Below are 22362 nucleotides of genomic sequence, written 5' to 3'. Positions count from 1 at the left end.
CGGCGTTGCAAAAAGAAGAAGTCAGTTTTGAACCACATGACCCTCATTCGCGAGGCCATCACAAATCAGGTGATACCTGTGTGCGGAGTAGGGATGGATTCGATTATTTGCTGGAGGCGGACATTGTTGCGTTTGACGCTGATCTGGACCTCAGAGCCCTGATCAAGGCCGAGAAGCTGCCCACTCTTACCCCAAAACCGGGGTACCAATGATTGGAATTCCAATTGTTGAAGGTAGGGGGTAATCAGCAGCGTAGGAAGAGATCACTCCGACCGTATTTCCCTGCCCTGGCAGACTAGGGAAATTACGGTCAGTTGCTGGCCATTCGATCATGCCATCTCCTCGCGCTTTGAAGAAGGTCGCCCTAGTTTCGGGATTGAATTGGTCGTTGGCCAGGTTCTCATCAGAAGTACTGCGTCTGCCGGGACCAGGTGAGAGGTAAACGGCAACACCGCAATACCAATTTTGCGTAAGACAAGTTTTTAGAACGGTCGAGCACCCGCTTCACATCTGAGTAACTGCGATTCCCACCGCCCACTTTCAAAAAAGCCCCATCAGAAACCTTGTATTCAGGCCTTACGTCTGCCCTGGCCAATTCAACCAAAGCCGAGAGCGGAAAGTTTGCAGCCGCGCCATCGGTGTGCGACCCGCCTTCCCGAGGCGACCAAAAAAACACAACCTCTTTCAGGGTTGCGGCTCTTAAGGGTGTCGATCAATTCGTTCGCTTGCTAGTCGTGCGGAAGGTCGAAGTCGTTGCGAGTTGCATTCATGATCATTTCTCTTGGGTTAAATGTTCAGCCTACGCAACGTAAAACTGTATAAATACACAGATCAAGGCGCGAATCTACAAATTTTTCACCTCCAAAAAAGGCGCCTCTTCATTCGTTGGCAGGGGCGCCAGTGGTTTTTCTTCCTTCTGCTCAGGCGCACTCACTTTGGCTCTGACGCTTTCGAGCAGGGCTGTTTCCAACTTGTCATTCTTTTCGCTGAGTTGGGCGTAACGCTGTTCCAGCTTCTCCAGATTGCGATCCGTGGCTTCCAGCCTCCCGCGGAGCTGCGACGCATCATCGCTGGCTTTCGATCGCAATTGCCGCAGCTGATCCTTCTCATTCCGTTCCCGCTCAAGCTCTTTGGTCAGCTTGTCGGTTTTGGTCTTCTCTTCATCACGTACCCTGGCCGTTTCTCTCATCAAGAAGTCTTGTATCTTGACCAGTTCAACTTGGTGGCTTTCGGCCAGGGTGGTCAGTTCCCGCTGGGAGCTCGCCCTAAGCTCAGTGAACTGCTGTTGCAGTCTATCCACGAGCCCTTGGAGGCGCTGTTGTTCCTGCATATTGAGCGCATGCTGAGCCGCTGCTTTCTCAGTCAGGTCCCTCAGCTCCGCTGCCAACCCTTTGCGCTCAGCCTCATTGGCCTGAAGCAGCTCAGTGAGACTGAGCTTGTCGACCCGTATCCCTTCAATTTCGCGGGTCTGACCGTCGAATCGCTCAATGGCGGCCTGTTCATTCGCTTGAGCAGTTTTCATCGCTGCCACTGCGCCGTCTGCATGAGCCTGAAGCTGCTTGCGCTCAATTTCATGCCCCGCGGCGGCAGCATCCAAGGCGACGTCCCAGATTTTATCGAAGCTCGTGCAGACCTCATCTGGAATGCCGGGCCGGCGCAGTCGCTTACTCATGAGTGGACCAGCCTTCACCCAGAACTTCTTGATCTCATCGTTGACCAGATTGGGAGATGCGGTGACGCCGTGTTCAGCCGATATCAGCTCCCGAATGGCTGTCTGCCGGACTTCTTCACCATTCGCGAGCAACCGTGCCGCGTAATCATGCACCCATTGGCGAGTGCTTTTTAGTTGTGTGCTAGGGGACTGAGTGAGCATGGCTTCTCGACTAATGAAATAGGGAATTTTGCAATAATACAATAAAATAAGAGTAAGATCTTCCGTACTAAAAACGATATATTTTGTATTATTATGTACAATATTCGTGAATACTGTTTGTTATCACGACTTTTTATTGGGCGGAGTGCAAGGGGGATGGTTTGGCAGTAGCTGGTTTCTAGCAAGAACCCGTTGTCGTTCTGATAAAACCCTTTAGAATCGAGTTTTTAATTAAAAAGACTTGCGTTGTGGATCAAGCCAAATTACGCAAAATAGAAAAGGGTTCACCCTTCTTGCGCCCTCCGAAGCTTTCTCGGGAAGCCTTCAAAGCGTTCATTGAACAGCGCGGCTGGCGTATGGCCGATGTCGCTTGTCGGTGGTCAATCCGGCCGGAGCACTTGAGCCGGATTACCGCGGATGAAGACCGTGATCTGAAATGGGATGACTTATTGCGCTCGCTGCCGGCACTGAGCGCCTTCGAGCGGTCGTGTGTGACAGCGGCTAGGCTTTCCATCATTCCGCCGAAACCCCGACAGCGCAAAGGCCGGCCCGCTGACGAACCGGTCCAATCGGCAGCCGCTGAGGCCGCCGGCGCCGCGGTGCAACCGGATCCACCGTTCAAGTGGGAGCATGGCAACGACGAGGAAGAGGAAGAGGAAGAGGAAGAGGATGATGCGTTCAAACCGGGCGTCGACGGCTTTCGTTACCAAAGCTATCTGTCGCGGGGTTCAGAGCTCGTCGTCGTGCAGGAGATCGATGGCTTTGCCCGCGAGCATGCCATTTTGGTCGTAACCGCTACCCGGGTCGGCGTCGACCCCGCCGGAGGAGCCCAGGAAGAGTACCAATGTGAGTCAGCGACTGGTGATCGACGTTGGATTGCGCCGGATCAGATTGACGATTGGCTAGTGTCCAACGGAAAAATGCGGGATCTATGATGAGCTCACGAACAGGCTTGCCCACCCGCCTAGATTTTCAGGCCAACAACGAGATCGCCTTGCTCGACGCCTACGCGATGGTGGAACCAGGTGAAGCTCCCGACCTGATCCAGGCCAATAGCGACATAGAGGCGGCAGCCATCTGGCTGGCAACCACCGCAACCAATCCCAAGACTCGCCGGGTCATGCGCAAGGAGGTAGAACGCTTCATCTTGTGGGCGCTGCACACCCGCGCCAAGCAGCTGTCACAGATCAACGTCATGGACGTAAGCGACTATGCCGCTTTCCTAGCGGATCCCCAGCCCCGTGAAGTGTGGGTCAGTGAAACTAAGTATCCACGTCATCATGAGCAGTGGCGACCATTCGCCGGCCCCCTAAGCTTGAGCTCGCAGCGCTATGCCCTGGTTCAAATTGGCAGCATGTACACATGGATGGTCAAAGGTGGGAGGCTCAAAGGGAATCCCGTCGCATTGGTGCGCAAACCAGAAGCGCCGCACGATCCTACGATCAAGCGCATGCTGCCAGAAGAAGGCATTGCCTTTGCCTTTGACGCGATCAGCCTGATCAAGAGTCAGCGTAAGCGAGCGCGGGATCATTTTATGCTTAGCTTGTTTTACCTGACCGGTGTGCGCACCTTCGAAGGCACCACGTCCAATATGAGTAGCATCCATCGCTCGGCCAGCGGGACCTGGTGGCTGACTGTCCTCGGCAAACGTAACAAGGTCCGCGACGTGCCAATTTCTGACGAGTTGTATCGGGACTTGCAACTATATAGAGAGGCCTTCGGTTTGCCGCGGGACATCCCATCGAAAGACCCAACCCCCCTCCTTCTGGCCGCCAACTCGAAACTCAAGCGGGCGCACACTAGCACCGTGCTCAAGGCCATCATCGAGATCATGACCCGGGCGGCAGGCCTGGCCATTCAGCGCGAGCAAGTTGAATTGGCCGATAGGCTGGCGGATGCAACCACCCACTGGCTCCGTCATTCCTGCTTTAGCCATCTAGCCAAAGCCACTGGCGACCTGGTGATGATCAAGTCCTTAGCTGGCCACAGCAAGATGGAAACCACCAGCCGTTACCTGCACACAGAAGACGACGAATTGCATGCCGGTGTTGTGCAGACGTTGAGCACGCCGCGACTTAAGTAGCTCAGTTATTGCTTTGGTACACGGCACGCTTTATGGGCAACCAAGAATTTTCGGATTTCTACGCCAACCAAATGCCAGTTTTCCATCTACATCGTGGCTGGCTTTTCCAAGCCCCTTGAATTCGTCAAGCAATCCCTGCGCCCCTTAGGAGCGCATGCTAACTTTTCATGGAGTTATTCAGCAAATTCAGTCCACCGCCCTCCAACCGACAGCGGCTCAGTTAGCTTTGCTGGCGGTGCTACACCGGTGGTATCGTCGGTGGTGTTCGCAGACGCATTTGGAAATATTCGGCGCATCCGACTGCGCAGCTTTGGGGCTTAACTTGGACAACCTCGACCTCGACCTCGACCTCGACCTCGACCTCGTACTTGGCCTCAGCCATTCCAAGAAGCTGCGGGTTGTCCGCCGGCCTCACAAACTCTTCTCATAACGCTTCGTAATGCTCATCGTCGTTGTCGTGCAGCCATTCGTTGAAACTTTCATACTCTGCGCTCCGGGTGAACACGCGCGAAACCCGCGCTTTGGTACTGCAATCCGCACGGGGAGCTTGTGTGTAACGACTGCTCGGCTTTTCCTATTCGTTTGCCTTGTGGTTTGCTTCTTCGCGCCACTTGCTTTCAGCGCTTGACTTGGTAGAACCGCTGACAACTATTTGCTTCCGCGAAATTCCGCATACGCACGGTATGATTTCTCATCCTTAACTATCCAACCCTGAACGAGTTGGGCACTCGATGGTGCCACTTTCGCCATGTCCCCCCTGCTCCGTGACCGCCGTTTCGACGCCGCGAGCCCGACGGCCAGTGATGGATGGGCTGATCGGACAATGAGCAAAAACCTGGTGAGTCATTCCGCGAGCCATTGCCTCAGCGCTCAGGCCGCGCCGGAGTTGGTCACACCGGTGCCGATAAGCCTTGGAGGCGCCAGACTTTCAGGATTTCCCTACAGCGACTGGTCAAGGCCTGCGGTTCAATGGCGCTACATCCGGTGGTCCTGGGGTCGTCGTTGGCGATGGATTTGTGCGTCCTCCGTATCGCGGTCTCAAGCACCGCCTGTGCGGGCACGCAGCCTGTCCGCCCCCTTTCAGTACGACCAATCAGGGCGTCCCCGGCCAAGACCTGCAGCAGGCATGGCCTGATGGCTGAGGGTTGCAGCCGGCAAAAAACCACCTGGCATCTGCTTAATCGCTGCATAACAATCGTAATCAAGGACGCCTGAATGAACCTGTTCCGCAAGGTGTGCGCTGTTATGGTTATGGGCAGTGTCCTGCTATCCGGTTGCGTGTCCACAGTCACACCGAACACTCAATTTTCCGAATACTTCGACAGCTACCGTGAACTCAAACCTGCCCAATCGCCCTCCGGGCTACCTGTCCTGCGCTGGGTCGCACCAGGCTTTAATCCGCACCGGCATTCAACGGTGGTGTTTGACTACCTGGACATCTACCCGCCGCCCAAGGCCACCGATCGCATTGACGCGCGGCATGGGCGAACTGGTCCTCGACCTCCATGCACGGGCTCAGCAGATCGACGATCAGGTCAACCGCGTCTTGGCGACGATGAGCTCGCTCAGTGTTTCGGATAAAGGCTGTACGGTCTCGGTGTTCAAGGCTCTGGCGACGGCGGTCAGAGCCGATCGGTATGTGTATGAGGCGGCTCCGCAGATGCCAGACGGTACAGTCTGCTCATCTTATGGCTGCCCGCTTGTTATGGCTGTCCTGCCGCGCAGGGGAGCGATCAGCTATTGCCCGAGAGGCAATCGTAGACGTATTGCATTAGGTGCTCGCTAATTTTTAAGCTATTTATATGATATGCATTAGTTATTTGCCTTTTTCCTATATGACGTTACAGTCATAAAGATGATCTCTATGTAGGTATAACCTCATTTTGTCTTGTATTAGCCGATACATCCAATACAGAATGGCCTCATTCTTAATTCAACTCGCTGGTGCCGCACATGAATGCAGCTACTGAACAACTCGATCAATATACGTTCACCGACTTCACTGCTTTGCGATTCAGCCCAAAATTCGTGGCCGAAAGCTTGCAGATCAGCACACAAACCCTCAAGGCAATCGAGAAGGATAACGACCTCACAATCGATCGTATTCGGGGCCCCGTGGGTGTTCGTAGTTACTCACTGATGGATATGTTTCGTATCGCTGCAATCCGCCGCCAGAATGGCAATACCAAAGGCCTGGGGCGCCAAATCACCATCAGCACCTACGTACAAAAAGGCGGCACGGCAAAAACCACGACCACATGCAACACGGGAGTTTTGTCTGCGTTGGCCGGGTATAAAACGCTGATTATCGACAACGATCCCCAAGCAGACGTTTCCAGCATGTTGGGCTATGACCCAGACCAGACGACTGAAGAGCTTGCCGAACTGGGGCTACCAGTTGACCGTGCAGTTGAAGGTCATTTGGGTAACCTGATGCGTCTAGGGTCGACCTTCCCGCCGATGGATCTGGATCAAGTGATCAAGAAGCCTTTTGGCGAGGATGGTCCCCACCTGATTCCCGCTTTCGATTCGCTTGACGACATGGACGTGGTCCTTCGCAATGCGCAGGGCGCCGACTTTCGCTATTCCTTATTCATTGAGCGCGCTCGCCAAGGCAAGATCCTGCACTGCGATCTATCCAGCTATGACGTGATCATCATGGACAACGCACCATCTGGCACCATGCTTTCGCGTAACAGCCTCGCAGCGGCGGATTTCCTGTTGTGCCCAATTCGCATGGACAAATTTTCGTTCCGTGCCCTGTCGCGCCTGGCTTTTAAGATTAATGACATGAGCGCGGACTTTGGACGGGCGCCCGAAATCATCGCGATCCCTACAATGTACATCCGGAACCGTCCGCGCATTCAAGCTAACTTGGCCAGGCTTTCTTCGCTGTTCCCGGGTAAGGTGACCGAGCAACAGTTGATCCATTCCGAGGACTATTCGAAGAGTTTGGAGGATGGAGTTCCACTGGTGCTATGGAAACAAGGTACCGAAAATTCCCTCGGCGCCTTCCGTAAGGTCTTCGGCGAAGTGATGGATCGCGCTAAGTCTGTGCTGGAGAAATCCAAATGAGGAGAACCAGTCCTATCGGCAACCCCACGGTTATCGCGGCTGAGGGCAGTAGCATACAGGGCGTCTCTGTCCCCAAAATCATGCCTGAGGCGCATCTGAAACCGATGGAAGAGGTTCTTCGGCAGATGGGCCTATCTGATGATCCAGCAGCTGAAACTCCGTCACATCCGAACGGTGCGTTAGTATTCGCACCACGTCACGTTGAGCCAGGCCTTGCGGATGTCGAGTTGGCCGTGGAGAAGCTTCCAGGTGAAGTGATGTTTCTTCCAATGTCCAAGATTCGCAAGGGGAAGTACCAGCCCCGCCGAGTGTTTGACCAGGAGAAACTTGCCCTACTCGCTAACACCATCGAAGACAACGGCGGACTCAACAACGCAATCGTTGTTCGACCTCTGCCAGATGGGAACTATGAGCTGATTGCCGGCGAACGTCGCTTCCTGGCGCATGAGTTGTTGCGCAAACATACCATCTACGCCCTTGTCCGTTACCTCTCTGATGAAGAAGCCGCTGTACTATCCGTTGCGGACAACGACGCACGTGAAGACCTCACCGATTTTGAACGTGGCGTCAGTTACAAGCAGTTGCTCGAAGACAAAATCGTTCAGAACCAGACTGAGCTGTCCCGCCGTGTTGGTCGCAGCATGGCTACCATCAGCCGGTGCTTGGCGTACTTCAAGCTGCCGGCGCCAGTCATTGGAATGCTTGAGGAAAATCCGGAGCTCATCGGTAATAGGGTCGTGGCTGACCTAGTCGCGCTGTCTGACCAAGGCCATACCGAAGCGGTCATTGCTGCCGCGTCGCGGATTCGCGATGGCTCCTCGCAGGACAGCTCTATCAACTGGGCCAAAAGCGAAGTCCGCAAGAAGGAGCATCCCCACACTCAATCGCCCCCCAAGCACATTGCCTACAAGGAGCGAACCCAGTTGGATGCTCGAATAGACGGGCGTAAAGTGATCCTGACACCACCAAAAGGAGTCAATCCAGAAGAGGTCCTGAAGTACTTGGAAGAGATGCTCAAAGACCCTTCGTAGCAACAGCTCCACAATCAGAAATCGCCACTGGAGACGGTGGCGTGTTTCGATCGGAAGCCTATCCGGCGGTCCCCCTTTCAGCCACATACCTGTCGAGCAACATTGTTTACCTCACACGCCCCTTTCCACCGGCGGCGTATGGGCGCCAACGCCAAGTGTCAGCGGTCTAGCCCTAAAATTTGCGTGCGTTATTTGCTGTGCAGCCGATATCGTGATCGCCATAAAGCCAAGACGACTGGATAAGCCGTATGCACCACTACCCCGCGGAATCGCTCGATATTCAAACTCGCTTGTACGTGTTTGCATTTGGTCTCTTCGAGACAACGCTTGAGCGTACACTCTGGGCACTCTCAGAAACTGATGTGGCAGGAAGACGTCCTTTTTGCCGAAAAGCCGAAGTCTGACTACCAATTCAAGATGCTTGGTGGTGGGAACCCCAAGCTCAGCGACAAACGCAATGCCGTGCTGAAAGTCGCTACGAACGCTGCGGAAGATTTGAACGACTACCGCAATAGCCTTGTTCACGGCTACAGAGTGCGGTGCAGCAAGCGGCAATCAAATCCCAGCAGTATGACACCGCCATTGCGCTGCTGGAGGCGGACGTCGGGCGCGAGAGAGTTCGGCGGACAATGGCTGACATTCTTAATCCAGACCTCAGCTCGCCCAAAGCCACCGCCACTCACCAAGCCCTGTTGAACGTTGGGCAGGACTCGCGATGGGCGCATGCGGTTGATCACGACCATTCGACCGTTTATTCGAAGAGGTGATATCCGCGGCGCCCCTTCCAGTGCATCCCTACCAAGCACCTCTGCTACCCGTGCCAAAAAACCGCTGGGAGCTGGTGTATCTACATGGCCTGCTGAGCGAAGCGCCCACTGCGGGTGAACTGGATCGGCTGGTGATTTCCAGCGGTGATTTTGGCCTGGCCTACCTCACTGAACGATGGGCGTCACGTTTAGTCAGCGAGCTGTTCCGCAATTACACCGTCTGTTTCGTGAGTTATAGCATCACCGACCCTGCTCTTCGTTACATCATGGATGCTCTCGCTGCCGACCGCTTGCTCGGTGAATCGTCCCCGGAGATGTTCGCGTTTGGCAGTTACTCTCAAGGCGGGGAGGAAGATCGCGCCAACGAGTGGGAGGCCAAGAACGTCACGCCAATACTCTATAAGGAACACCGCCGTCATGCGTACCTGCACAAGACCCTGCAGGCATGGGCGGAAACTTACCGCGACGGCGTACGCGGCAAGGAGCGCATCGTTGTTGAAAGCGCGATTGCTCGCCCTCTGGCAAGTACCAAGGAGGATGATTTCGTGGGCGCCTGCTTTGGGCGTTGAGTGACCGACACGGCCTACCTGCCAAGCGTTTTGCCGATCTGGAGCCGGTGCCTTCGCTGGATTGGCTAACGCCGTTGAGTGAGGCCCGCTTCGGCCATATCGACCTGGCCCGGTATGGCGTTCCTCCGAATACCCGCTTGGATAAAAAGCTTGCCTTCAGCTTGATGCGTAGGCCCTTGCCTTACCCGCTGGCGCCCTTCATGAGCGGGGTAGAAAGCGACGGCTTCAGCGGTCAGTGGGATGCGATGATGGGGCATTTGGCGCGGTGGCTGACTCGCCACCTGAATGATCCTGCACTGTTGCTTTGGATCATCAATTGGGGCGGCCGTTTGCACGTCAATTTTGCCTCAGGGATCGAGCACAGCTTAGAACAGGTGGCCACACTCGAGCGCGAAGGTAAAACCGACGAACTGGCCCGCATGCGAGCCGGTGCTCCCAATGCGGTGCCCGGGCCTCTGATGCGTACTCTATGGCGGCTGCTGCTCGGTGGCCGCGTCAAAGTCGGTCCGCGGGCCCTCGATTTATACCGTTGGCGAAACCGATTCAATCGTGATGGGCTTACATCGTCCCTGCGTCTGGAGCTCAGGGATTTACTGTCGCCACGTGTGTCGTTGCGTGCGCCGTACGGCTCCTCCGACGAGTTTGAAGGCCAAGAGCAACAACGACTCAGGGATTTGGTTGGATGGGTATCCTACCGACAAGCTGGTTACTGGCGGTGGCATTTTCGTTGGGGCCTGGGACAAGGAGGAAATTGACGTTTGTGAGGGGCTGGAAACAGCTTGGGCTATAGAAACCGGTACCAACTTCGCAGTGCAGGTTCACTCGCTGGTGAATGCAACGCTGTTGGAGGGGTTCGAGCCTGGCCCTCGCACTAAACGCGTCAGGATCTGGATCGACAAGGACCATTCCGGCCGCGGCGAAGAGGCGGGCATGAACCTGAAAAAGCGTCTCTGGGAGAAGGGTATCCAAGCTCAGATATTGACTCCGTCATTGCCGCTGCAGGAAGGCGAAAAGTCGGTCGACTGGAATGATGTGCTGGTGCAGCTTGGATGTATGGGGTTTCCACAGATGAGGAGGGCGGCTTGATGAGCGTCACCTCTTATCTGTATGACCCAGTGCGTGTTGTCACCTCGCCAGGCGCCAATGCCCTCGACCCATTCTCACCGCCCAGCGGTTTTAGTGGGAGCGCAGGGGATTACCGATTGCTGTTGGTAAGCCGGTACCGGGTACCGGCGTCGCGTCGGTACATCATGGCCCATGCAAAGGCCCTTCAAGATGGACTTAACGTCATCTTTGAAGGGCCATACATAATGGAGGCTGCCGACATTCTCGAAAAGATTGTCGCTAGCGACCGCATGCAAGAAACCAAAAGGGCCGGCTAATTTAGCTGGCCCTTTTTTTTATGGCCATGAGATCGATCAGGAGTCGGGTAGAATCGTCCGCTTGCATTCCAGTAAGACGTGCGAGTCTTCAAGCATCGCAATCGAGATCCGAATAATGACATTCAAAGTGGTCAAGCTCAGCACCTCAGCAACCGATACGCCAGGCCTGTACCAGGTTAAGTTCAATGGCGATGATCGTTTTTTCCGCACTGTGGATGTACATGTCTCAAAAGACCTCGGGCCAAATGCCCTGGACTTCGTAGAACTGTACGGCGCCTGGTGCTGCCTGATCTGGCTGGAGCTCGCTGGGTCAAATCGAACCTCACGTAATTTGAAGCTCGTGGTTTCCCGTGGCGCTGTTAAGCGTCTCCTGCTTGTGACCAGCTCAAAAGAAGAGCTCTACCAATACGCGTACGCTCTCCGGACACAACTCCTCGGCTTGGACAACATCTCGGTCGAGAAAGGGGAGGCGTGGGTGTTGGAGGAGCATCCAGGCATCTGCGTGAGATGGGACGGGGAGCCACCGCCACAACCTTTCGTCGATAATCCTACCTTTGGTCGCATCTACCTCACGTACCATGCCGTTATCGAGTATCTGGATGAAACGAAGGGCGAGTGTAAGCTCGACAACGTTTTTTCCAGGCTGACACGGATTGTTCGGGAGGCGGATAGGGTAAAAGTGCTGACTGCGAAGCAGGAGAAAGACAAGGTTCGCCGGTATGGTGAGCAGCAAAAGGGTGTGAGAAATCTAGGCACTGCGTCGGGCTGGCATATAACCACTCGACCGACCGCTGACGGGAAGGGCCTTATTGCTATGACGGTTTTTCAGCGAGTCGAGTAATGAGCTCGCGATGGAGAGGGTAATGGCGTACGTGGAGCGGTTGAGAGCTGAGCTTCTGGCGCTGTTGAGATCAGTAGATCCAGAAGGGTGGGAGCAAGCAAAGAATCTTTCCCGGGATGACGTCGTTAGCTTCCTGGTCTCAAGACCCCATATCATGCAAGGAATCTCATACCAGATCTTCGGAGAGGCCGGGTTCGGGGAAGGGGCTTACCTTCAATGCGCGCGCGACGGTGAGGTTTACCGGCTGATTCGGTGCCAGGTGTCTTTCGACGAGCGTGGTCTGCCGCTGACGGTTGGACTGATTGGTGCAAAAAATGGGCTCGATAACAACCACGCTACCTTCATCGGACGGATTGATGAGTTCACGAGCATGGAAACTGGACTTCAAATTCTGGGATCGGAAATTCTAGACCTGCTGGAGCTGTAAAATAATAACTGTACTAAATAGAGATTTGTTCGAGTTATTATTTTGATCGGCGTTGTGTTTTGATCGTCGGGTCAGTTAAAGGGCAGCAGCTTTGAGTAACTTTTATAATTTACAGAAATGCTCGAAAGGCCCTTCTTAAAAATGAAATATAGTCAGCGTCACATTATTCCGTTAGAAAAGTGCATAGTTGTCCTCGATACGAATGTCGCCCGTAAACTAGGGGAATCCACCACATGGCCGGACTGGCTTGGTACATTTTGCAATATGGCTCTTTCTGGTGAGTACACGTTTGCACTCGCGGATGGGGCATTTGCGGAGCTCTTGAACCAGATTACAAAGCCTGTGGGCGGAATGAGTGATGGTTGTTTCAGCCGCATGATTCAGGGCCTTGAGACCTTTATAGACCCCGATTATCCTATAATCCTTGGGAAGAAGGACATCTTAGGGATGCTTGGGATTAACGGTAAGGAGCCGTGGTGCGCTGTCGAAGTAAGGCAGCTTTCAAAGGACGGATGGCAGAAACTTTGTAAAGTTCAATTAGAACCTAAAGTCGCTCAGTATCTATCAAGAGTGGAGAAAATACTCCAGGAGGAGCGAGAAGAGTGGGCTGCGCACTTTCAAAAATTTGATAATCATTTTGCTCTTGAAATTGCAGCAGTAAAGAGGCGCATAACTGAACTACAAAGTCATAGCGGTGTTCATGCCCTGGCCTTAAGTAATTTGTTGCGTGAATTTCAACAGAAGCTTCTAGCACTAAATAATTTGAAGGAATTAGAAGGCAAAGTACTTGAAGATGCCTTAGCCGCCCTTGATGCAGATCGTAAAGTCGCAGGTGTCTCAATGAGCGCGAGATGTGATCTTCAAATAAGGTACCTCTATCGGCAATGGGTAAGGACACGAAAATCTAAGCGGGCCTATTCTCCCGCCTCGCACAACAATCGAAATGATGGAATTGATTTTGATTTCTATCGGTTTTTGATGCTGCCGGCCTTGGTCGTGACTGAGGACAACGGCTTCCTCACTCGCATAAGCGACATTCCTAGCGCCCAAAAGACTTGGTTCATGACTCCTGATGAGCTCGCCGCTCGATGGGAAGGAGGTGGCCGGCCGCGGCCAACTTGGTACCGCGCTTGAAGGCGTGGCAATGAGCTGCGTTATGGGCCTTTACGGGGACTCTAGTTTTTAAATGCGGTTGTCTGATTTTTAGCTGTGTTATTTCCACGTGGAATACCTTCGTGCCTTCTTATCGCGATTACGTATAACGTACATTATGTTAAATTAGATAGCAGCCTAATTATTAGGATGGCACCATTTTAAAAATTGCGATAGGACACGTGGTCCCCGCCGCCGGGAACTGTCTCATCTGGTTTTTGGATTGCGACACCGGCGTGTTTTTGATCTTGCCGGATGGGTCAAGAAGTCGTCGTGTAATGTGCTTTTGGTCCGGGCTCCTTATTAAGTCGAGCTCTGCGTCCTAGGACCTCAATGGTTGTAGAACCTGCAGCAACCAAATACCGCTCCTCGGCTTTGCCCGCTGTAATTACTGCCCCCCGGATTGGGCCCAATTGGCCGCTATTCGTAGATCTCATTCCCTAGCATTGAAACATCAGATTTCAATGTGTGGAGTGGAGATGCTTCAGATCTCGCAAGGTCGTGGCCAACAGTCATCTGCTGCAGCTGGCAGCAAGAAAAAGAACGAGTCCACCCTACAGCGTCTTATGCGTATGTACGGCGATCATATGTCCGTTGTCCAGGTAGCAGCTGAGTTGAACTACTCAGTGACCTACTTCCGGAAAAAAATTGGTGCAGCCGACTATCAGCACCTGGGGTGGGTCAAGGCGATTTACCCTGCTCGTAAAAAGTCTGGTCGGTTCTGGGTATACCGTACTGAGGCCGTCGCAAGCTTCCTTGATAAGGGGGTTTGACGTGAGGCCCACAATACTTTTAAGCGCTGCGGTGATAGCTGCGCTTACACACGTCGTAAACGCAAGTGAGAGGCCAGAAGAATCTTCCCTGCCCGCCGCCGGCGGCAGCAGCTATTACAAGGGAAAGGCCGAAGGGTGGTTCTGGTACAAGGACCCACCTAAGGAAGAAGAGGAGCCGAAGAAGGAGTTGCCGCCTCCTCCCCCGCCTCCGCCTCCGCCACCGCCCCCTCCTCCCCAGCCGGCGCCTCCTCCCCAGCCGGCGCCTCCGGAAGAAAAAGTCGAACCTCCGGCCCCAAAAGGTCCAGAGGTGTTCAGTGTTGCCTGGATCAAGAAGAACCTGCCGAAGTACCGTGACCGAGCCATCGACAACCCGACCGATGCGAACGTTCAGGCCTATTACTACCTTCAACGCGTAATGATGGACAAAGCGTCGCGGTTCTCCGAGGCCTCGTCGCGCGCAATCATGAAGGATCCTTTCCTCGACGAAGATAGCCGGCGTCCAGTCGCGACATATGCAGCAAATGCAATGAATCGCGAAGTGACGGCCAACAAAGACAAGGTACTTCGCAGCCTGGCTGACAGGGTTGGGGTTTTCTTTTTCTTCAAATCAAACTGCATGCTGTGTGCCGAACAGGCAAACGTCCTGCAATCGCTCACAACTTCGACTGGCATAAACATCATTCCAGTTTCGCTTGATGGCGGGCCGTTGGATAACAACGCGTTTCCGGACTATCGGGTGGACGATGGCCAGGCCAAGAAACTTGAGATCTTTCAGACCCCTGCCCTCGCCTTGGCCATGCCCCCTCAAGGCACAGCAATCGTGGGATACGGCGCCATTACGCTCGACGTGCTGTTCAATCGAATTCTGATGGCCACGCGAGACGCTGGGATTATCGACCATAAAACATTTGCGAGCACGCAGCCGTTTTTCGACAACGGACTTCTGTCGATTGATGACTCGGACGGAATTGATGAGGAACTTCTCAATGACCCTCAAAGATTCGTGCAAAGTATGAAAGCCAAGTTGGCAAGAAAGGCTATTGACGTGGAGACCCCTAATGCGATTGAACAGTAAATCAATGATTCTGGCTTTGGCTATCGGTATAGCTCCGTCGGGAGCATATGCTGACATTCAGTCGCAACTGGATTCCATGTTCGATTCGATGTCGAATAGCACAGAACCGGGAGCGTATGAAACAGCGACGCGTGGTGTTATTACTGGCGGTTCATTGCGAGTTAGAAACAAAATATCCAACACGCCAATCGTCAACTTTCGACCGCCCTCCTTCCAGGCTGGCTGTGGCGGGATTGACATGTTCGCAGGTTCATTCTCATTCATTAACGCCCAACAATTCGTTCAAGCGTTGCGATCGGTCGCGTCTAACGCTGTCGGCGTTGCCTCTGGCTACGCGTTTAAACTGGCATTGAACGCTATGGGGCCAACTGTCCACAACGTCATCCAGAACCTTCAAGAGGTTATGCAGGACATTAATAGCCTGATGTCCAATTCATGCCAACTTGCCCAGGGCCTGGTCACAGACGCCTTCAGTTCCTTCACATCTAAAGAAACGATGAGAGCGGCCAATATCAACGTGACTGGGGGTATCGGCGATGCCTTTTCCTCGATCATGCCCGGTAGCCTGACCTCGAAGTCTCCAAAGGAGCAGCAAAGTGACGCTGGGTTAGCAAAATCCTGTGAGGACATTGGCAACGTCATCTGGTGCGCTATGGCACAAAATAATGCCAGGGGATTCTTCCAGTACGGATCTCGCCAAACTGATGAGATGATTATGTCCTTGACGGGAACTGTACTCATCACCGCACTCGAGAATGCCGATGATGGAAAAGGAAAAGTCCCTACAACCAAGTTCTATGGTCCTACGTCAATTACTTTGCAGGACATAGTTGAGGGCAAAAAAACAGACACTGTGCCAATTTACGATTGCTCCAGCGACGAAGATGCTTGCATGACTATTAAAACTCAGCAAATAGCATTTGATGGTTTGGCCGAAAAAATATTGAAGCTTTTTAATGGTAATGCGAGCTCCCCAGGCATTGTGTTTAAGTGGGCCAACAACGCCGGTCCGTTCAATTCTGATGAAGTAGCGATTATTGGGGCGCTACAAAAAACAGGATTTTCCGCGATGATTCAGCGGCTTGCCCAACATAGTGAGTACATGGCTAAGGGATTCGTTAGCGCGCACTCCAAAATGCTTGCTCTTGAGGGCGCCCACTCCCTTGCTGAGTCGTATATCAACGTAGCCTCAGAAGTTCTTAAAAAAGGAAAAATGGTTGACCAGCTAGGTGAAACAAGTAAGGACTTCCTGTCTGAATCTCGCTCTCGTCTCACCTCAGAGCACCAATCACTGCTGTCAAAATATGGCAATGAAAATGATATGGCCAAGGACTATCAGGTGCGCATGCAGATCATGCCGCCACCCAATTTTATCGCCACGATGGGCGCTAATCCTGTGAGGCCAAACTGATGGAGTTCACAATTTATTCTGTTGGCTCTGCAGTTTACCTCGAGGAGGTTTTGAACTCAGTTGCCATGATCTGCGGCACCGGTGATATTGAGTCTCTGGCCAAAATCGGGTTTGCGATCGGAGCCCTTATCTTGGGCTTTCAAGCAGTTTTCAATAACACCGCAATTCCATTCCAAAAACTGCTTTTTTGCCTGGTGTTGTACATGGCCATGTACGGCCCTTCTGGGCGGGCGATCATTGAGGACGTGTATGACGGCGATGTTGCGGTGGTTGATAACGTCCCGCTAGGTCCCCTAGCTGTTGGGTCGATCATCTCAAATATTGGTTATAATCTTACAAATCTCTTTGAGCAGGCGTTCTCAACACCTGCGATGACAAAGTACGGTTTTGCGGACCCGATTGAAACCCTGATGAAAGTTCGCTCAGTGACTGGTAATTTGATGTCTATTCCATCGTTCACCAATGGATTGGGCCCCAATAAAAACCTGGTTAACTCGTGGTCTAATTATTTCCGTGAATGCACGCTGCCCATGCTTGGCACTGATCTCCAAGATTATGCCGACCTATACCGGGCGAACGACCCAATGGGCGCTGCACGGTTTAGCAGCAGCGTTTATTACACGCAGATTTTCGATGGTCCAGTTGGGGGTAGAACGCTCAATTGTTCTGACGCACATACAGCGCTTGTTAACCTAACGGACTCAGCAACTGATAACGTCATGTCCGAGATCGCAACTGCGGGTTTCAAGCGTCCAGGAAAGACTGTCGATCCAGATGCGGTGACCTCTCGCATTGGTGATTCGCTGTACGCGCTGAATATGTCAGCGACCGACGCCCGGGCTTACACAATGGCCTCGGTTCTCTATCCAATATTTCTTCAAGCACCTGGTCAAAAAGCAGTAGAGGATCTGCAGGGCTCGTATGGCGTCATGATGGGCCAGGCCATGGCTCAGCAAAACACCCAGTGGGCAGCCGAAGGAACGCAATTTACGAAGTATGTTCGGCCATTCATGACCTTCTTTGAAGGCCTCATTTATGCCATCACTCCGCTGATGGCGTTCCTCATTACCATGGGCGGTTTTGGTATTGGCCTGATCAGCAAATATTTGATGTTGCTGGCCTGGATGATGCTCTGGATGCCGGCATTGGCAATTGTGAACCTTTACACGGTCTCGTCCACGGCGAGTGCTATGGAGTCCATTCTCCAGACGTCGTCGTTCGACGTTGGCGGAACTGGGGTGTCGTTCGAGATGCTCAAGCAGATGGGGCCTGCTCTTGAACAGGCTATTGGTGTCGCGGGGTTAATGGCCTCCTCCATCCCAGCAATATGTTTGTTCCTGGTCTCCGGTACAGCGATTGCTGCCTCTGGGATCGCAGGACGGATGAGTGGCTCTGACCAAATTAACGAGAAAATTGCCAGCCCTGATGTCGTAACCCCTGCAGCTGGATTGCAGACTACGCCCTACGCAACTGGCGACTTCGACAAGGGCGTACGCATCAACGGATCGGAAAATCAGCGTGGCAACATTTCAGTCGGGTCCATGCTGAGCGAATCCGTTCAAAGTTCAAGGGCGACCTCAGAGGGCTCCTCTCAGGCCTTTTCTAAGCAATTCACGAGCACGATGGGCAGATCGCTCGATAACTCGAAGACAATCGGTGAAGCTGCGGATATTGGGCATTCGCTTCAAACATCACTCGGCTTGGATAAAAGCGCGAGTTTCCAGGCGAAGTACGATTCGCTCAGATCTCAAGGGTACAGCGCTAGCAACATCGATGCGGCTATCGCGAGCACTGCGCTGAGCGGTGGCGTCGATGGCAAGCTTGGTGCCACTGCAGCTGCAGGCGTTGATGGAGGTCCTGCAGGTGTTAAAGCAGGTATCAACGGAGGCGTTGGGCTGAGTGCTGGGGCAACAGCCTCAAGTACTGATCAGTCAACGCGGTCTGATTCCCAGGCCTATGCGGATACGCTGTCTGCGGTCAAATCGTCTGGCCTTGGAGAGACTGTCAAAAGCGCACTTCAAAAAACCGATGGCACTACGCTGGCCAAGAATTTCCAGAGCGCTGACCGCTCGAGCCTTTCGAAAGCTGACCAGGATAGCCTTTCGCAATCGGCCCAGAAAACCATCAACGATCAGATGGCCTATCAGAAGGTTAGCGGCTTGGCGAATACCTATGGGTACTCTGAGGACATGAAGCTTGATTCGTTGACGGGCAAGGTTATCAACGAAGGCCGGGATCGGGCCGTTGTCGGTGACGCCATGAACAAGTACGGCCAAGAGTTTCAGGAGAACCAGCAGATGTTCAGTCAAACAATGCTGGATCCCAACCGTGCGAATACAGCTGCAGCGTTGTACACCCTGGCCAAACACCATGATTTCGAGGCTTTGACTGGAGCCACCGTCGACTATGACAAGAATGCGAATTTGCGTTCACCGGCGGTTGGCAATCTGGAGGCGGAGACAAGCAACGCAGGCCACATGGTTGACACAGGAGCATTTGACTCTCGGTTTAACACGGAGAAGACAGCTGCCGTTGCGGATGCTCACCAAAATATCGCAGCTAAACATGCTCACAATGATGGGATTGCGCAAAACGACTCTGAGGTTTACGCGAAAAAGGCATTGGATCCTGCAGCGGATAGAGCAGCTGATCGTATCCGCGGTTCGGCGACCGAACTCAACGATCGAGGTGAGTCCTCGTTTGGCATACTCGCTGCGGCCTCCAATGGCGTCGGAGCGGCTTTGGGCACCCGCGCGACACGTGAGGAGTACATGCACGAAGGTGAACAACTGGGTCTGAATGAGGCCCAGGCAGATGTATTTGCAACAGCAAGAGTTGGTGGCCTAACTGATAATTCAAGGGAACGTTGGGACAGTTATGCTGCTGCCAATCATATGGATAAGGACTTGTCCGATGGAATGTATAAGCAGCTGGTTGAGGCAGGGCTACACGACAATGGATCTGGTGGGCACCTTGCAGACATTCTGACGCTGAATCAGCGAGATAATGTCGGTCGCTGACATGTCCTCAGTTCCGCGGCAGTAAATTGAACCCTCGTTACGAAAAAAAACCGGCTTTTAAAGCCGGTGGGGGGGATGGGGCAATTTTCCGAATCTAGGGACAGAGCTAAATCCCGAAAGGACGGCGCCTCCGTTTGAATTGGAGGCTTTGTAAAAAGTTCCAACCCCTCAGAAAATTGGGGAATCCTGGTGTGAGAAATGGATAAAAATGGGCAATAATGGGATAAGAATTGTGTAAAAAAGGGTCAAAAATAGTTCATTTTCCCCCGGTGTGGGCGTCAACAAAGCAATGTTAGTCAGCTGGCGCAGGCAAGTCAGTCCGGAAGGAATCGCGTATCGTGAACAAGCACGCAGAGACAAAGCTTGTAATCACTTTACACAATCTTGCACCGATTTGGATTGCGGTCGGTAGTTTGGATTATTCCAGCTGCGCCGCCACGGTGGCGACATGTCCTGCAAGACTGGTAACAAAGGTTTTGAGGCTGGTCAAATCGGAAAGAGACCCGTGCACTCCTGAGCCCACAGCGTCACGCGGCGAGGCGATCAGAGAGGCAGCAGAATAGAGCTGCTCCTGCATGAGCCGCTGGCACAAAATGTCGTACCGGCTCAAATAGGATGCACCATTAAACTCCTTGAACGTCGGGAAGTGAGGCGACCTGTCACGAACGGGTGTCCGCGAGCCTGGGGCATCTTCGACCACCATCAGCCAGCCAATGAAAGGCCGGGGTTGCTTGCCGAACGCGCCTTCACGGTAGGCAGTCCACAGGCAGTGTGCTGTGCCGATGGCCTCTTCCGTTCTGTTGTTGAAATTGTTCCCGAAAGACGGACCCACCTGGCTCTTGAGCTCAATGGCGGCAATCAGCTGGCCCTTGTGCATGACGATAATGTCCCAGAGCTTGGTGGGCCTGAAGTAGCCAGGAAGCGTCAGAGCAGCCTTTTGCTGATGAATCTGTGCGTGAGCCAGGCCGTTTTTCTTTACGATCTCCGTGATGAGATCGGTAAAGCCGTCCATATTCTTGCCGCCGGTTACACCGGCGCGCTCGCCTTGATCCGCTTTGCCGGATTCTATTTGCTTTTTCCTGGCGTCGTCCCTGCTCTGCCAGAAGGCTTTTATAGCGTCAGGAGTCTTGCTCTCATAATCAACAAGGTCTAGCGGCACAATTATTCTCCATTTCCACCAAGGGCGGCGCACTCCTCGGGAGTGAGTCCATATAGTTTAAAAACAGCGCGGTTACAGGCCGGGATATCGTGCTTCCCGGCAGCTTCGGAAAGCTCTTTCCTCAAGGCTTCAGAAACGTCCTTCCAGAGCGGAACCCTGATACGACGTAGATATTGCGCCTGGAAGCGCAAATATCCGCCACGCATTTTGGTCGAGTAGACAGATACAAAAAGTCTCGCTATGCCGGAAAGCAGCACCGCCTGAAGGGACTTGAGGTCCCAATCGTCCGAGAGGATAAAGTACAGATTGTGATGGGGGTACAGCGTACCTTCGTCATAGACGATATGGGCATCGCCCTTGATATCCGGAATCAACAGCTTCGGCTTTTGCGCTAGCGAAGGCGTAATGCGGTCAATGGTGCGATACCAGTTGGACGGCTGGCTTTTGGCGCAGTGCCGGTTGGAGATGACTTCTTTGTGGGTCTCCAGGTAGCGCCGCAAGCGCGGATATTTTTCGAGATCGACCAGCCCGCCTTCATCCTGGAAGGGGTTGATGACCCCGTAGCCGCGCCACTCAATATGCCCGCTGACGATGTCGCGGGTCATCGCGAGCGGCAGCTTGCGGTCCGGCTCGACATCAAGCGCATCGAAGGGCGCGATGTAAACCTTATCCGCGCCAGTGGCCACACCGATACCAACTTTGCACCCTGCCTCTTCGATAGTCGGGAACACAGTTTCAAGACGACGAACCAGATTCAGCTGATCCGAGGACTCCAGAATCCAGGGTTCATCGCCTGACGTGACGCAGGCGATCTCGCGTATGGAGTCCTCGTCTTTCGGCAGGGTCCTCTCAGCGAAAAGGGCTGCAAGCTTTTTCAGGTGCGGACGGTCCAGCGAGGGGCTGTGCACGATCCGCGTCGGTCCGGATTTTTGCCGGGAGATCACGGTAATCGCTGGGTAGGCGATGACATCGGTATGGAACGCCTGCGTGTTGGTCATATCGATATAGGCTTTCAAGTGGAAGCCAGCGGCAACCATATGGCGAAGCGGTCCGCCATAACGGTTTTTCATCCAGCGGTCTGCGCAGATGAAGCCCAGATTGCCGCCCTTCGTGAGGTGGTTAAGCGACCGTTCGATAAAGGGAATGTAGAGGTCAGCCCGGTCATAAATCGTTTTGTACCGGGAGCGGTATTCGGCCATCAGCACGTCAGGGATCAGCTCTTGCCGCACATAGGGCGGATTGCCTACGACAAAATCGAATTGCCCCGGAATCTCGGCCAGCAGGAAATCGCCTTGGATGAGCCAGCAGTCAGCGAGCGCCAAAGCGTCTTTGCTGGGAATCCCCGAATCTTTCAACGACTGGATCACCAGAGCCTTGGTCTGGACGAAAGTTTCCTGGTGCAGCTCGACAGCCCGAATGCACGCACCTAAGGAACCGAGCGCATCGCCATTGCCATCGCTGGATTGCCAGACTTGCAGCAGACGCTCGATTGCCGGCAGCAAAAAGTCGCCACCGCCAAAGGACGGTTCAAGCAAGCGAAGGCGGTGCAATGGCTGGTCGCTGCTGTAACCGCCAAGGTCCAGGATGAACTCGACAACCTTTCTGCGGGTAAAAATAGCCCCTCGTGCTTCCACACCACCCGTGGTCGCCAGTTCATGGACGGCTGCCGTAACAGGACAGAGGTCGGGGAGTGAAATCTGATGGAGGTTAAGAGATGTTGTCAT

The 22362-nt window shown here is 53.5% G+C and carries 20 protein-coding genes; 17 read left to right on the top strand and 3 right to left on the bottom strand.

The window, feature by feature from the left end; all coding sequences use genetic code 11:
- Positions 1-844 precede the first annotated feature (844 nt).
- On the bottom strand, positions 845-1873 hold the full coding sequence (locus tag ACIPL2_RS08910; protein WP_401355085.1) for a DNA-binding protein: 1029 nt from the start codon (positions 1871-1873) through the stop codon (positions 845-847).
- Positions 1874-2121: 248 nt separating this feature from the next.
- Between ACIPL2_RS08910 and ACIPL2_RS08905 the strand changes: the two genes are divergently transcribed.
- From ACIPL2_RS08905 to ACIPL2_RS08825, 17 genes are all read left to right on the top strand, one after another.
- Positions 2122-2808, top strand: a complete 687-nt coding sequence (locus ACIPL2_RS08905; protein ID WP_401355083.1) for a hypothetical protein — start codon at positions 2122-2124, stop codon at positions 2806-2808.
- The gene (locus ACIPL2_RS08900) at positions 2808-3956 is read left to right on the top strand and encodes a tyrosine-type recombinase/integrase (RefSeq protein WP_401355080.1); all 1149 of its coding nucleotides are present in this window, start codon (positions 2808-2810) and stop codon (positions 3954-3956) included. The genes ACIPL2_RS08905 and ACIPL2_RS08900 overlap by 1 nt, the downstream gene beginning before the upstream one ends.
- Before the next feature lie 1215 nt (positions 3957-5171).
- Positions 5172-5537, top strand: a complete 366-nt coding sequence (locus ACIPL2_RS08895; protein ID WP_401355077.1) for a DUF3313 family protein — start codon at positions 5172-5174, stop codon at positions 5535-5537.
- Positions 5437-5742, top strand: coding sequence for a hypothetical protein (locus tag ACIPL2_RS08890; RefSeq protein ID WP_401355230.1), 306 nt, complete (start codon positions 5437-5439; stop codon positions 5740-5742). The genes ACIPL2_RS08895 and ACIPL2_RS08890 overlap by 101 nt, the downstream gene beginning before the upstream one ends.
- A 167-nt stretch (positions 5743-5909) precedes the next feature.
- On the top strand, positions 5910-7031 hold the full coding sequence (locus ACIPL2_RS08885) for a ParA family protein (RefSeq protein WP_401355074.1): 1122 nt from the start codon (positions 5910-5912) through the stop codon (positions 7029-7031).
- On the top strand, positions 7028-8062 hold the full coding sequence (locus ACIPL2_RS08880) for a ParB/RepB/Spo0J family partition protein (RefSeq protein ID WP_401355072.1): 1035 nt from the start codon (positions 7028-7030) through the stop codon (positions 8060-8062). The genes ACIPL2_RS08885 and ACIPL2_RS08880 overlap by 4 nt, the downstream gene beginning before the upstream one ends.
- 787 nt (positions 8063-8849) lie before the next feature.
- Positions 8850-9398, top strand: a complete 549-nt coding sequence (locus tag ACIPL2_RS08875; RefSeq protein WP_401355070.1) for an SIR2 family NAD-dependent protein deacylase — start codon at positions 8850-8852, stop codon at positions 9396-9398.
- On the top strand, positions 9395-10153 hold the full coding sequence (locus tag ACIPL2_RS08870) for a hypothetical protein (RefSeq protein WP_401355228.1): 759 nt from the start codon (positions 9395-9397) through the stop codon (positions 10151-10153). Before ACIPL2_RS08875 ends, ACIPL2_RS08870 begins: the two co-directional genes overlap by 4 nt.
- A complete protein-coding gene (locus ACIPL2_RS08865) occupies positions 10041-10484 on the top strand; it encodes a toprim domain-containing protein (RefSeq protein WP_401355216.1) in 444 nt (147 codons plus the stop codon). The genes ACIPL2_RS08870 and ACIPL2_RS08865 overlap by 113 nt, the downstream gene beginning before the upstream one ends.
- Positions 10484-10780, top strand: a complete 297-nt coding sequence (locus ACIPL2_RS08860) for a hypothetical protein (protein WP_401355068.1) — start codon at positions 10484-10486, stop codon at positions 10778-10780. Before ACIPL2_RS08865 ends, ACIPL2_RS08860 begins: the two co-directional genes overlap by 1 nt.
- A 115-nt stretch (positions 10781-10895) precedes the next feature.
- Positions 10896-11621, top strand: a complete 726-nt coding sequence (locus tag ACIPL2_RS08855; protein WP_401355065.1) for a hypothetical protein — start codon at positions 10896-10898, stop codon at positions 11619-11621.
- Positions 11622-11643: 22 nt separating this feature from the next.
- Positions 11644-12048, top strand: a complete 405-nt coding sequence (locus tag ACIPL2_RS08850) for a hypothetical protein (protein ID WP_401355063.1) — start codon at positions 11644-11646, stop codon at positions 12046-12048.
- Positions 12049-12189: 141 nt separating this feature from the next.
- On the top strand, positions 12190-13182 hold the full coding sequence (locus ACIPL2_RS08845) for a hypothetical protein (RefSeq protein ID WP_401355060.1): 993 nt from the start codon (positions 12190-12192) through the stop codon (positions 13180-13182).
- Positions 13183-13679: 497 nt separating this feature from the next.
- Positions 13680-13973: a hypothetical protein gene (locus tag ACIPL2_RS08840; RefSeq protein WP_401355058.1), complete on the top strand. Its 294-nt coding sequence runs from the start codon at positions 13680-13682 to the stop codon at positions 13971-13973.
- Position 13974: 1 nt separating this feature from the next.
- A complete protein-coding gene (traF, locus tag ACIPL2_RS08835) occupies positions 13975-15048 on the top strand; it encodes a conjugal transfer protein TraF (RefSeq protein WP_401355055.1) in 1074 nt (357 codons plus the stop codon).
- Positions 15032-16459, top strand: coding sequence for a conjugal transfer protein TraH (locus ACIPL2_RS08830; protein WP_401355052.1), 1428 nt, complete (start codon positions 15032-15034; stop codon positions 16457-16459). Before traF ends, ACIPL2_RS08830 begins: the two co-directional genes overlap by 17 nt.
- Positions 16459-19479, top strand: a complete 3021-nt coding sequence (locus ACIPL2_RS08825) for a conjugal transfer protein TraG N-terminal domain-containing protein (RefSeq protein WP_401355049.1) — start codon at positions 16459-16461, stop codon at positions 19477-19479. The genes ACIPL2_RS08830 and ACIPL2_RS08825 overlap by 1 nt, the downstream gene beginning before the upstream one ends.
- 418 nt (positions 19480-19897) lie before the next feature.
- On the opposite strand, the gene ACIPL2_RS08820 is transcribed toward ACIPL2_RS08825, so the two are convergent.
- Entirely contained in the window at positions 19898-20638 is a 741-nt protein-coding gene (locus tag ACIPL2_RS08820; RefSeq protein ID WP_401355046.1) for a PaeR7I family type II restriction endonuclease, read from the bottom strand.
- A 2-nt stretch (positions 20639-20640) separates the two neighbouring features.
- A complete protein-coding gene (locus tag ACIPL2_RS08815) occupies positions 20641-22362 on the bottom strand; it encodes an Eco57I restriction-modification methylase domain-containing protein (protein WP_401355044.1) in 1722 nt (573 codons plus the stop codon).

This window comes from Pseudomonas sp. NPDC086251, assembly GCF_044746405.1.
Lineage (GTDB): Bacteria > Pseudomonadota > Gammaproteobacteria > Pseudomonadales > Pseudomonadaceae > Aquipseudomonas.
The sequence above is the reverse complement of the archived record's forward strand: the minus strand, read 5'-3'. Positions and strand labels throughout refer to the sequence as shown.